This window comes from Erythrobacter sp. 'gip.4 top 5', from assembly GCF_056495765.1.
Map to the genome: position 1 here is coordinate 138,917 of NZ_CP200271.1, position 11,182 is coordinate 150,098.

14 protein-coding genes are annotated in these 11,182 nt (G+C 62.1%); all 14 read right to left on the reverse strand.

Annotated elements, in window-relative coordinates; translation table 11 throughout:
* Positions 1-4 precede the first annotated feature (4 nt).
* Positions 5-1,021: a conjugal transfer pilus assembly protein TraU gene (traU, locus tag ACRANW_RS15795; RefSeq protein WP_479434059.1), complete on the reverse strand. Its 1,017-nt coding sequence runs from the start codon at positions 1,019-1,021 to the stop codon at positions 5-7.
* The gene (locus ACRANW_RS15800) at positions 1,018-1,296 is read right to left on the reverse strand and encodes a hypothetical protein (protein WP_479434060.1); all 279 of its coding nucleotides are present in this window, start codon (positions 1,294-1,296) and stop codon (positions 1,018-1,020) included. The genes traU and ACRANW_RS15800 overlap by 4 nt, the downstream gene beginning before the upstream one ends.
* Entirely contained in the window at positions 1,293-1,949 is a 657-nt protein-coding gene (traW, locus tag ACRANW_RS15805) for a type-F conjugative transfer system protein TraW (RefSeq protein ID WP_479434061.1), read from the reverse strand. The genes ACRANW_RS15800 and traW overlap by 4 nt, the downstream gene beginning before the upstream one ends.
* A complete protein-coding gene (locus tag ACRANW_RS15810) occupies positions 1,946-2,419 on the reverse strand; it encodes a S26 family signal peptidase (RefSeq protein WP_479434062.1) in 474 nt (157 codons plus the stop codon). The genes traW and ACRANW_RS15810 overlap by 4 nt, the downstream gene beginning before the upstream one ends.
* A gap of 213 nt (positions 2,420-2,632) precedes the next feature.
* Positions 2,633-3,232 carry a TrbI F-type domain-containing protein gene (locus tag ACRANW_RS15815; protein WP_479434063.1) on the reverse strand — a complete coding sequence of 200 codons (600 nt, stop codon included), beginning with the start codon at positions 3,230-3,232 and terminating at the stop codon, positions 2,633-2,635.
* Between the two features lie 2 nt (positions 3,233-3,234).
* Positions 3,235-3,666, reverse strand: a complete 432-nt coding sequence (locus ACRANW_RS15820; RefSeq protein ID WP_479434064.1) for a hypothetical protein — start codon at positions 3,664-3,666, stop codon at positions 3,235-3,237.
* On the reverse strand, positions 3,663-6,230 hold the full coding sequence (gene traC, locus ACRANW_RS15825; protein WP_479434065.1) for a type IV secretion system protein TraC: 2,568 nt from the start codon (positions 6,228-6,230) through the stop codon (positions 3,663-3,665). The genes ACRANW_RS15820 and traC overlap by 4 nt, the downstream gene beginning before the upstream one ends.
* Before the next feature lie 3 nt (positions 6,231-6,233).
* Positions 6,234-6,971 carry a conjugal transfer protein gene (locus tag ACRANW_RS15830; RefSeq protein ID WP_479434066.1) on the reverse strand — a complete coding sequence of 246 codons (738 nt, stop codon included), beginning with the start codon at positions 6,969-6,971 and terminating at the stop codon, positions 6,234-6,236.
* 1 nt (position 6,972) lies between these two features.
* The gene (locus tag ACRANW_RS15835; RefSeq protein ID WP_479434067.1) at positions 6,973-7,782 is read right to left on the reverse strand and encodes a DsbC family protein; all 810 of its coding nucleotides are present in this window, start codon (positions 7,780-7,782) and stop codon (positions 6,973-6,975) included.
* 38 nt (positions 7,783-7,820) lie between these two features.
* Complete coding sequence (locus ACRANW_RS15840) at positions 7,821-9,125, reverse strand: TraB/TrbI/VirB10 family type IV secretion system protein (protein WP_479434068.1); 1,305 nt, start codon at positions 9,123-9,125, stop codon at positions 7,821-7,823.
* Positions 9,122-9,946 (reverse strand): type-F conjugative transfer system secretin TraK, encoded by an 825-nt coding sequence (locus ACRANW_RS15845; protein ID WP_479434069.1) that lies wholly within the window; start codon positions 9,944-9,946, stop codon positions 9,122-9,124. The genes ACRANW_RS15840 and ACRANW_RS15845 overlap by 4 nt, the downstream gene beginning before the upstream one ends.
* The gene (locus ACRANW_RS15850; protein ID WP_479434070.1) at positions 9,943-10,521 is read right to left on the reverse strand and encodes a type IV conjugative transfer system protein TraE; all 579 of its coding nucleotides are present in this window, start codon (positions 10,519-10,521) and stop codon (positions 9,943-9,945) included. Before ACRANW_RS15850 ends, ACRANW_RS15845 begins: the two co-directional genes overlap by 4 nt.
* A gap of 1 nt (position 10,522) precedes the next feature.
* The gene (gene traL / locus ACRANW_RS15855; protein ID WP_479434071.1) at positions 10,523-10,807 is read right to left on the reverse strand and encodes a type IV conjugative transfer system protein TraL; all 285 of its coding nucleotides are present in this window, start codon (positions 10,805-10,807) and stop codon (positions 10,523-10,525) included.
* Between the two features lie 33 nt (positions 10,808-10,840).
* Entirely contained in the window at positions 10,841-11,164 is a 324-nt protein-coding gene (locus tag ACRANW_RS15860; protein ID WP_479434072.1) for a TrbC/VirB2 family protein, read from the reverse strand.
* Positions 11,165-11,182 lie beyond the last annotated feature (18 nt).

Genomic DNA, 11,182 nt, shown 5'->3' on the forward strand with positions numbered 1-11,182 from the left:
TCCCTCACAGCATGCAGCAATTGCGCTTGCGCCACAGAAGATAGCCGAAGTCCTCACCGGCGACCGGATAGCCGCGCCCGGCATCAGGCGGCATCGTCGAGGCCCCAATGGGAGAGCAGGCATATCTTCCGCTCACCGTTGCAATGGGATTGGTCATCTGAATCCGGTATTGCGACTTCTTGAGGATCGGCATGATGTACTTGCCACACAGGCCCCTCGAGCCCGCAGTGCCCCAAGCAAGCCCCTGTCGGTGCATCTTGAAAAGAAGCCGTTCGGCCGCGAGCCGGGATGACTGGACCGGAGAATTGTTTGCCGAGATATTGCCGTTCATCGGAAACATCGACCCGTTGCAGCCATCACACCAAAACAACTCGTCGAGCGGCAGCCTGGTCGTAGCCGCCGCGCAGTCACCAGCGCAGGCCGCGACCGCGATGGGATTGGCGAAAAGGGCAACCTCGGGGTTGATGAGCGTGGTAAGCGTATCGTCGTTCCACAGGGGATCGATCTCGGTGATGTATGCAATGTCGAAGCTGGCCTGCTCAAAACAGAGGAAGTCGGTTAGAATCTCCATCCAGTAGAGCAGCGGATAGACGTAATAGTGCGCGTGGTAGTTCGCGGTGTTCGCAGTCCGCCCTCCCCCCATCTGTGGCCCGGTGACCTGCCCGCGCCCGATATCAAAACCAGGATCAAGACTAAGTCCGCCAAGATTTGGAAAGCACCATGGCTTCGTGGTGACATCGACCATACGGGCAGGCTCCCAAAAGCCTACCGCCAGGCCAATACGCGGGATCGGCGTGCCGCAGGCACACAACGGAAAATCGGGATTGTTGGTGTCCGGCCGGCCAGGCCACAGCCTTGCTCCACCAAGCGAGATCGGAAAGATGCAGCTCCAGCAGATGTCGGTGACAGGGTTGACGAACTTGCCCGTACATTTGGACGGCGGTGTCTGGGCAGAAGCGCTTACTGGCGCAAAGCAGAGCGCGAAGACCGCAGCAAGAACGAAGAGCAGGCGACCAATCATCGATCCGTCTCCGCAAGCATGGCCGCAAGATGCGCGTCATCGGCGCGGGTTTTCCTGATCAAATAGACGGGCACGAGCGCGGTCAGCGCAAGGATCAACCCCGCAACGACCGCGCCCGCGCCGATCCCGATCGCCGCCCGTAGGGGGTCGATGGCGACGAGCGAGATGACGATAGTAAAGCTGATCGCAATGATCGCACAGCGCATGGACTTGAGGGTACGCGTCTCAGGCGCAGCCATCGGAGTCTTGAGCCAATCGCGGAAGGTCAGCATCATGAAGCTCCCTTCGCTGGCAGGACGATTTCGCGCAACTCGAGCAACTGGCCCTTCTGCGACACCACCGCAGGCACATGTGCGATCCCGAAGTGCCCTGTCAGCTTGCCGTGCTGGTCGAAGAAGAAGCGGCGCCGGTATTCGCCCATGCGGTCGAAAGGCGAGCCCGAGACAAAGATGATCTTGGCTTTGGCGCTCGCCCAGTTCTTGGTCGCCCAGTCGAGCTGGCCCGCATCGCGCCCATCGACGAACACCAAATCGGTAGGCATGTCGATAAGGGCGAGCGGGTTGACCCGCGCGCCGCGCGCAGCAATCACATTGCCCTTCTGATCGCGCACGTCGTTCTCGACCACGATCGAGGGGTCGAACAGCCAGCTGCGGTCCTTCTGCGTCGCGGAAATGCCGGGAACGGGCAATGGATTGCGCACCCGGTGCTCGGTCTTGGCGACCAGCTCGCGCTGCATCCGCTCGATGCTGCCATTACCTTCGAGGGTCTTCAGCTTCGCGTCGATCGTGGTGAGGAGATCAGGCTCGGCTATCGGCCAGGTCTGACCCATGACGCCGTGATCGCGCGCAAATGCCATCGAAACCAGCGGTGCGACCGTGGTCAGGCTCAGAAGGGTGAAGCCCGTCGCGAGGATCGGCCAAGCCCTCACAGGATCGGTGTCCCTGTGCCCAGAATTGCCTTGCGGCAGGCGAAGCCGATCTCGGCATAGCGGCTGTCGAACCCGTCAGGGTGATCGGTGCCGACATAGTAACAGTCGCGCGGCACGACACCGGTCGGACCCGGATGCAGCGGCTCGCCCAGGCGGGTGCGTGGCTTGATGCGGGCAACCTTGACGCCGTCCACATAGACCAGCTCGCCGCGATGCTCGACCAGCGCACCCGGCATGCCGATCACCTGCTTGCCGAAAGGGCCCTGATCCGGCCCGAAATGGCGGCTCACAAGCTCACCGGGCGGAGGAACGAAAAAGACGTAGTCACCCTTCTGTGGCTGCTTGCCCGCACTGACAAAGAAAGCCCAGTTGGGCAGACTCTGGCTCGCGTTGATCATGAAGGAATGGCTTTCCTGCCACACGGCAATCGCATTGTGCGAGACGATGCCGGCGGCGAGGACGCCAATCATCGCCCATCGGGCAAGCACCGAAGGACGGCGAGATAGAATCGGAGCGTTCATCGAGCGATGCCCAAGCCAGAAGTTGATGCCGCTTCAGGCGCCCACGCAGCCTGCAAGCATCCCGACAAAGCGAAAACACGCAGAAGGGCCGCCACCAACACTGATCCGCGCATGGATGACATCGGCAAAGTGTACATGACGGCGGCCCTCCCCCTCCCCGACCTACTGTCCGGGGACCGGCATCACGGCCGGGCCGGTGGGCAGTTGCTGCGGCGGCGCAAACGCGGGGGGCGGAGCGGATGCTGCTGCGGCAGGCGGAGGAACTCTGGCATAGATGGCGTTACGCACATCGGCCGTGATATCAGGCACATTCTGAGAGAGCACAGCCTCGCCAACCATCACCGTGGTGCCATCGGCGCCGCGTGCCTTCAGCTCTTCGCCGAGCGCGGCCATGAAGGCCTGGGTCTGCTGCGTCACGACCTCAGGCGGCGTGTTGCTCCTCGCCTGGGCCTGAACATATTCGCCGATGATCTGTTCGAGCCTGACGCTGGCGATTGGAGCCTTGACCACCGCAGGATCGACGATGTTCTTTGTGACCCAGGCGCCCCACAAGAGGGCGGCGACGGCCAAGCCTGCAAACAGGAACGCAGTAGGAGGGAGACCCTTGCTGCGGCGCCTCGATCGACGCGCGGAAGGCGCCGACGCAACCGTGCCGGACCGGCCATCCACGGCTTCCGAGCCACTGTGGTCGCTTTTCGTGAAAGAAGATGGCGCTATGTGCGCCTGCACCGGGGTCGGGATGAGGGTGAGTTGCTCGGACATGATCAATCCTTTCGCTGGGATGATGCTGCGGAAAAGATAGCTGCGAGCGAGCGATACCGGGCCACGCTGACAGTCAGAAAGAGAAGGATTGTGACGACCGCCAGTTGGCGGACGAACACCGCTCGGCGGGCGGGATCAGCATCACCAAAGCGGACAGAGAGATTGGCCAGATGGGCAAAGAAGCCTTCGGCAGAGAATGCCCCCAGAGCCATAAAGAACACGGCGTAGAGTCCGAGCGTGGCGAGCGCCGTCAAGGCAAGCCAGCCTGCAAGCCGCAGGGCGAAATAGCACAGGTCCGCAACGATCCCCAGAACCGGGAGCGGCTTCGTGTCGGCGCCATTCTGTCTTCTCACAGGATCGGCCGCCAATGGGATGATCCCCGCGCCTCCGATGCGCGAGGCCTTCTGGAATCGACCGGGAAGAAGCGCGTTCATTCTGCCGCCTCCCGCATCATCTCGCGCTCCAGATGGGGGAACGCGACCATCTCGATCGCCTCATCCATCGTGTAGCCCTGCTCCATCAGCCGCTCGATGCGCCCGAAGACGGCCGGAGAGGATGAATAGAGCGTCGCCGAATAGGGATCGAGCACCAAGCGGCCCACCGCCAGCGTGTCGGGGCCTTTGATCATCACATCCGAATAATCGGTGCCGCTGCGCTTCAAAGACCGAAGCAGCGCCTCGGTATAGGGGTCCATGTCGAAGCGGCCATGCTTCTGGAAATCCGCGATGGTCTCGGGCTTTTGCTGGAGGATGACCGACCAGTCCGAGTTTTCGAGCGCGGCCAGCGAGCCTTCCGACTTGTAGTAGTCGTTGAGGCTCTGCGTCGCGGTGATGAGTGAGGCCCCATACTTGCGGCAGGTGCGGCTATAGGTCTCGACGAAGTCAGCCATCGATCCGCCGCGCAGCATCTGCCAGGCTTCATCGATCAGCAGGGCCTTGGGGATCTCGCGATCGATCTTGCGCATCGTCTGCGAGGACAGGAACATGATCGCGGTCAGAACCACCGAACGCAGCTCTTCGCGGCTTGAGAGGTCAGAGAGCTCGAAGACGGTGAAGTCGGACGACATGTCGACCGTCGCCTCTCCCATGAAGAAGCGGCCATAGGTGCCCTTGGAGGAGAACGGGAACATGGCAGTCGCCAGATCCTCGGCAGCGAGGCTCCCATGCGCCACCAGCACCTCGATCACGTCGTCGATCGACCCGTCGCGGCCCTTAGCATGCCAGGCTTGCCCCACCGCATTGTCGATGAGGCCGCGCTCGGTATCGTTCAGGTGATCCACATGCCGCGCCATCTGGCCGATGATGGATTTGAGCATGGCAAGCGCATCGACAAGGTAGTCCTCATCGCTGTCGATGAGATCGGCGTCGATCATCGAGAATGGGTTCAGGCTGAACCCGTCGCGCAGCCGAAACTCGACGAACTTGCCGCCCAGCATCTTGGACATGTGTTCAAACGAACGCCCGTCATCGATCACGATGATCCGTGCGCCAATACCTGCGAAGGCGGCGCACAGCTCCTGGAGCGCCACCGATTTACCCGAGCCCGATTTGCCGAACACTGCCACGTTGTGGTTGCCCGCACTGTTCTCGAAAGGTGACCAGAAAAAAGGCTGCCCGCGCCGGCCAATAAACATCAGGTGCGGCTTCGGGCCGCCGAGGAACTCCCCCTGAAGCGGTGCGAGGTTGGCAGCGGTCGTCGTGAGCATAGTGCGAAGGCGCTTCATGCGGTTGAGATCAACATCAAGCCCGTTGCCGAGTGTCATCGGCAGGCAGGACATGAAGGCCATGATCTGCAGGAAGCGCTCGTCGAGCAGATCCCAACCGGCCGCCTTGTAGATCGACTTGATGGTGCGCTCGTTGGCATCGCCCTTGCCCTTGGGGCTCATGATGCCGACGGTGTAATAGACCTGCACGAGTTTGCGGCCGAGGCGAAGCTCCTGCGTCACATGCTCCCACTCGCGGCTCTGGTCCTTGAGCTGCGGCAGAAGCCGGGCCGAGGGCGTATCGGCAAGGCTCGAGGTCCGCATGAACTTGTAGCCGGCCTTTGAGCTCGCCGCTTCCTCGTCCTGGTAGACAATGCACAGGCTGGTCATGGTCGGGCATCCCGGGCGCAGTTTGTCGGCGAACATGTCGCCTATGACTTTCTGGCAATCCCAAGGAGCCCATCGCGTCGGCAGATTGCGAACCGAGAAGAAGCGGTAGTCGAAGGTGTCGGGGCGGATCTCCTCGAACGCGGTGTCTCCGCCAAGTGTGGTCACGGCCCGCAGTGGCTCGCAGGTTACGAGGATGCGATCAGGCTGCACCACGGTCTGAACATCACGGCGCACGCACTGGTCGGCGATAGGATCGAGCTCGCAATACTCCTCGACATGGTCCGAGACGTCGAAGGCCGGAGCGGTCAGATCGTCAATAAGGGCGATAAGCTCGACCGGAGAGTAGCGGCTGACATCGACATTGATCGATTGCAGCAACGAAGTGATCGAATCGCGAACCGTGACCAGTTCCTCAACGCTGCTCTTTCCCAGCTTGAAGGAGACAGAAAGGACGCAGCGGTGCTGGCGCACGTGGAACGGACCGTCCTGCGCAAGCGAATTCCACGCCCCATGCCCCAACATCCGCGAGCGGTGCTCGGCGATCTTCTTATGGACCCCGCCCGCCGCGTAGCGCGGCAAAGCATAGCGCGCGATCGTCTGACCCACACGCGGGCTCTGAAACGAAAGGATTTGCAGCCGCGAGCAAGGCGGCATCGCATCTGACAGGAATTGCGCGAGGATTTCACCGGTGCGTTCATCGGCGCCGATAAGCGGCGCGACCTCAAGCGCAAAAGCGATCGAATCCGTCTGGTAGAAAATCTCGGTCTTCGGATCGAAGCTGCGATAGGGGAGCCACTGCGCCAGCATCGGAGCGTCATGACCGGGCGCGCCCTCGTCGGGAGCTCGCTCATCGCCGAACAGGCGGGCGAGCCAGCTCTTCCTAGGCTGCGACGACGAAGTGGGCATGGGCTAGTCCTCCACCACGGGATTGAAAAGCTGTGGCCGATTGACCGGCACTACACCTGTCTCACCGCGCGCAGCGATAGCGCTCGCTGAGGCCCTGGCGGCGCCCCGTGCGCGGGCGGCCGCCACAGCCTCGGCTGACGGAAGGCGGGGATCGTTCAACCCGACCCGCCGGGGCGTCTCAGCGGTGATCGGTTGACCCTCAGCAGTCTCCTCGCCCATCTGCGAGAGAATCTCGGGGTTGACCGTCAGATTGAGGCTGGGCGCCATCGCGACAGCGTTGGAGGGACTAGCTGCTATCCATTGACCATTATCGACCACCGCCTTGACCACGCTTGCCTCGTGATAACGTCCCGCCCGATCGACATGCGCGGGGAAGACGATGCGCAGAACCTTTTGCTCTCCCGGCACCACCTGTGGGGTCGATCCTGCGGCAAGCGCCACCGTTCCAGGCTGCATCTCGCGAGCCGGGGCGCGATAAGGCCCTGCGGGCAGATAGCTGGTATCACCCGTAATCTCGGCCAGCGCGCGATCGTCGATCACGGTTGCGGGCGCGCAGGAGCCCTGGTCGCTCGGTCCGCAGGTGAACTTCCCGTTGATGTTCGTACCGAGCGTCGTGCAGCCAGCGAGGACTAGCAGCACGCCACCAATCGCAGCGATACGGCGCCGGGTCAGGGGCGGACGCCAGTCTGCAGCGGAGCCATGCGGCAGACAGATCACATCGGGCAGAGACTTGCGCTTCATGTCACGCTCCCTTCAGCCAGGCGATCAGGGCCGCTTTGGGTCTGTATCCCTCAAGAACGGCGCCATCGGAGCGCACGATCACCGGCGTTCCTGCAAAACCATGCCGCTGCGCGAAGGCCTCGTTTTCGTCGAGGCCGCGAGTGTCGCAGGTCGCTGCCTTGACGGGCATTTGGGCATACGCGGCGCGCACCGCCTCGCGCTGATCGCTGGCGCACAGCACACGGTCTGCAATGTCGCGGCTGCCAAGCACCGAAATCGGTCGCTCGATCACCGTCACGTTCATCTGCTCAAGCTCGCGGCTCAACGCGCGGCAATAGCCGCACTGGAAATCCGAGAAGACGGTAACCTTCTGCCCGCCCTTCCCCCAAACGATCGCGCCCGCGTCGGACAACGAAGAAAGATCGACCTTCTTGGCGACCTGCTGCGACAGCGCGCGCTCGCTGCGCGACCCACGGCCACCTTCGGATGCTTCGCCCTCGCCGGCATTCGCGAGGGCATTGGCTTTCGCCGCTCCGCCGACCAGCATGTCGGGATTGAGTTCGAGGAGACGCGCGGCCGTCAGATCCTGACGGGTTTCCATGTCGTAGACCCGCCCGATGATGAGATAGCGAGCACTCTCATCGACATAGAACAGGTTCTCCTTAGCGGTGACCTCGCATAGCCCAGCGATCCGGGTGCAATCGACGCCCGTCACCTCGGTCTTGGGAAGCCGGGTCTTGAGCATTCCGGACACATCGGGCGAGCTGGTAGCGGCAGTAGCACCCAGCAGAAGCGACATCGATGCGATAGCGGCGTTGGTGGTATTGAGCATGTACAAACTCCTTGGCTGCAAGCCGCGAGGCGAGAGGATCAGTTCTGGATGAAGACGCCCTCGAGGAAGACGATCTCGACATCGATGCCGGTCGGCATCTCGATGACGGGCTGGTACTGCTCGGCGCGTTCGATGAGATACTGGGACAGGGTATTGCCCGCAGTCGCTGCCCCGCCTCCGATGGCCTGGATTCCGACATCAGACGCTGATGGGAGCACGGGTTCCTGCGCGATGCGCGGGATCTGGTTGGCGCCCTGAAACGCATTGCCGACACCGCTCACGAGCCCTGCGAAAAAGGCCTGCGTAGCGAGCCCGCCCTCGCGGCTGACCACCCTCCCCCGCACCCCCGTCTTGCCGCCGAAGCTGATGAAGCCCTTCACGTCGGAGACCGCGTACCGCCCATTGGCCTGCGGACACGTCATGCGCTGCAGCTTCACATAGACCTTCTCGCTTGAAAGGTCGCCGCGCGCCGCACCGTTGACCAGGCATCCTTCGATCTTCGTCGTGAGCAGCTTGCCGTCCCGGTAGACCGACCGTGCCGGGCCGGTGATCCGCAGCACAACTGGCAAGGGATCGGTCTGCGAATTGACGCCCGCTGATGCATCGACCCCGACTATGACGCGCGCCTTGGCAATCGAGTTGGGAGGCAGATAGTTCGGGCTGTCCGTATAGCTGGTAGAACCGCCGCTGATCCGGGTTCCCGTCCCTGACGGCCCGCCTTCGAAGGCCACGAGCTTGATCGAGCGCGCGCTATACGGTGAACCGGCCACCGCGGCAGCGGCCGCCGCCCCTGCCCCGCCCTGCGGAGCACCACGCCCGGCTGCAGGGCCAGAGGGGCCATACATGCCGACAAAAGGCGGCACTGGTGCTGCTGCGCGCTGCGCGAGCTGCTGGCGAAGCTGATCATTCTCAGTCTGGTAGGCGCTGACAACCCGTTGACCATCTGTTGCCATCGACTGATTCTCAGACTGCAAAGCGGCGATCTGGGCCTGAAGCGCATCGAGCCGCTCATCCTGACCTTGAACGCCGCGCAGCTGGTTCTGCATGCTCTGCATTTCGACTTCAGACATGGCCTGCCATTCCTGCTGGCCCATATTCTTGTTGACCATGTCGTCGGTTGAGACCTTGATCTCCTGACCGTTTGCTACCTTGGTCGCCTCTTCACCGGCATCGCCGCCAAAAATGTAGGCCGAACCGGCCACAAGAGCGACAAGACCAGCTCCCGTCATGAGCATCATCTGCTTCTTCCTGACCGCATCATTGGTGCCGAACTCCTCGACATCGACGGTGTCATCGGCATCAAGTTGCTTGGGTTTGCGCTTGAAGGGATTGGTGAAGTTCATGGACGTCCTCCCACGGTGCTGGCCGCGATCTGGCCCGATGGCGTGATGATGTAGGCTGTGGTGGCTTCGCCGCGGGCGAGTTCGGTCTTAGCAACACTGACCGCGACGGCATTGCCGGGCGCGATGGTCTGCTCATCGAGAACTGCAGGTTCCTTCCCGGTGTTCTCGATCCGAAGGACGCGGCCGACCAGATTAAGGCCGCGATATTCGGTGATCATCTGCACCTTGAGAGGGCCAACCATCACCGGGTTCATCGACGGTTGGCGGATCTCAAACCCATCCATCGCCTGAGATTGGTACATCGCCTGAATGAGCGATGCCGAGGTTTCCTGAGGCGAGAGCGCGCGCGCGAGCTCGGCGGGCTGCTCGCCCAGGATGTCGCGGTTTTCGACGAACACCTGATGGGCGCGCTCACCCTCGAGGCGGCAGGCAAACTTGTAGACGAAGCCCTTGGCCGTGGTGCCGAAGAACGAGACCTCGTCCTTGGTGAAGCCCTCAGGGACAGAGATATAGATGTCGCCGCGTGTAGGCTCGTTCACGACGGAAAAATCATCGGTCTCGTTCCCAGTGGTCAGCTTCGAGACACTGGCAAAGCGGTCGTCCTTGAGGCTCACCCGCGTCAGACCGGACTTCGAAATCGTGCAGGCCACCTCACTATTGTCGGTGGCAAGAAGCGTCTCGTCTGCGAGAGCGGGTGAGGCCATCAGCAGAGTTCCTGCGACCAGCAAGCCTGCGCCGATGGTCCGGCTGCTGAGACAAAGCGGGCGGGCAGCAAGAGCCGTCCCACTTGCAAAGAGCCCCAGTGCAAAAGGCGTGATCATGCCTCTTCCCCTTGTTCTTGACCTTCGACCTTTGAGATCATGCCGAAGCCCACCAGCTGCAGAGAGAGCCCCGAATACTTCCAGGTGAACCGAAAGCGCTTGTGCTCGGCCGTGACGGCCTTCGAACCGACGACTGTATGGAGCGTCCCGGACACTTCGGAGGTCAGGGTGTCGGGATCGACGCGGATTGCTCCAATCGTGAAGTATTGGCTGATGCTCGAATTGCCCTGCTCCTTGATGACCTTCATGAGGTCACGCTTGAGCGCCCCGTGGGCCTCGGGTGCGGCGATCTCGAGGATCGATTCCATCCAGTAGTTGAGGTTCTCGGGGCTGCGATTGAGCGCGATGAGCGCGGTATCGCGCGTCACCATCTCGAGATAGTCCTCCGAGACGCCGCTAGAGGATATCGTCAACGGGCTGCGCAGAACCGGTTGAAGGACGATCTCGCGGTCGCGTGTGAACCCGAAGATCAGAAGAAGAACCAGCAAGGCCGCAAGCGTAAGCGCGGTGATACCCAGCATGTTGCGCTGCTTGAGCACCCGCTGAGATTGCGCCAGTCCGTAAGAATGATCCATGTCAGCCCACCATCATGCGAAGATGGGAGGGCGGCGTCGCCTTCAGACCGGTGAAGCTCGACGGCAGGTACCAGTAGGCCATGTGGAACACCCACGATGTGGCCCGCCCGGCTTTGAGTTTGCGAAACCCCCACCATCCAAGCACCGCCAGCACCAATCCGATCACGACGTGCTGCGTGAGAATGCCCCAGATGAATGGAATCACCATCGCGAGGAACTCATCCAGCGTCCAGAAGCCAATCAGCTCCGGGTCGTCGAGATGCGAAGGAATGCTGTACCGATCCATGACTAACCGCCCTCCCCTTGGTTGACCGCAGCCTCAGATCGTCGCGGTCACAGTCGAGGTGACGATCGGCACGCCGGTGCCGGCGCCCACGCCAACAGCGACGGGAACGGCGACTTGACCGAGGCTGAAGCGGCCCGAACCGAGCGCAACGAGACCGCCGGCGAGAGCCATGACCGTGATGATCCGACCGCCCGAACCTTCCAGGAAGTTCGTGAAGGTGGTCAGCGCAGTGTTGAAGGTAGCGTCCGCACCGGCATAGGCGGTGCCGGACATCAGCAGCGTGGTCACGGCGAAGACCGCCAGAGCCAGTAGGATCGTGTGCGGCGACAGACCCTGCTTCATCGAGAGTGCACTCATTGCAATTCCCCATTCCAA

Bases quoted from the DNA above. Each gene is read 5' to 3' on its own strand.
- ACRANW_RS15835 (WP_479434067.1), bottom strand. From the start codon at position 7,782: ATGCTCAATACCACCAACGCCGCTATCGCATCGATGTCGCTTCTGCTG.
- ACRANW_RS15850 (WP_479434070.1), bottom strand. From the start codon at position 10,521: ATGGATCATTCTTACGGACTGGCGCAATCTCAGCGGGTGCTCAAGCAG.
- ACRANW_RS15830 (WP_479434066.1), bottom strand. From the start codon at position 6,971: ATGAAGCGCAAGTCTCTGCCCGATGTGATCTGTCTGCCGCATGGCTCC.
- ACRANW_RS15810 (WP_479434062.1), bottom strand. From the start codon at position 2,419: ATGATTGGCGTCCTCGCCGCCGGCATCGTCTCGCACAATGCGATTGCC.
- traL (WP_479434071.1), bottom strand. From the start codon at position 10,807: ATGGATCGGTACAGCATTCCTTCGCATCTCGACGACCCGGAGCTGATT.
- ACRANW_RS15800 (WP_479434060.1), bottom strand. From the start codon at position 1,296: ATGATGCTGACCTTCCGCGATTGGCTCAAGACTCCGATGGCTGCGCCT.
- ACRANW_RS15840 (WP_479434068.1), bottom strand. From the start codon at position 9,125: ATGAACTTCACCAATCCCTTCAAGCGCAAACCCAAGCAACTTGATGCC.
- traC (WP_479434065.1), bottom strand. From the start codon at position 6,230: ATGCCCACTTCGTCGTCGCAGCCTAGGAAGAGCTGGCTCGCCCGCCTG.
- ACRANW_RS15815 (WP_479434063.1), bottom strand. From the start codon at position 3,232: ATGTCCGAGCAACTCACCCTCATCCCGACCCCGGTGCAGGCGCACATA.
- traU (WP_479434059.1), bottom strand. From the start codon at position 1,021: ATGATTGGTCGCCTGCTCTTCGTTCTTGCTGCGGTCTTCGCGCTCTGC.
- ACRANW_RS15820 (WP_479434064.1), bottom strand. From the start codon at position 3,666: ATGAACGCGCTTCTTCCCGGTCGATTCCAGAAGGCCTCGCGCATCGGA.
- ACRANW_RS15860 (WP_479434072.1), bottom strand. From the start codon at position 11,164: ATGAGTGCACTCTCGATGAAGCAGGGTCTGTCGCCGCACACGATCCTA.
- ACRANW_RS15845 (WP_479434069.1), bottom strand. From the start codon at position 9,946: ATGATCACGCCTTTTGCACTGGGGCTCTTTGCAAGTGGGACGGCTCTT.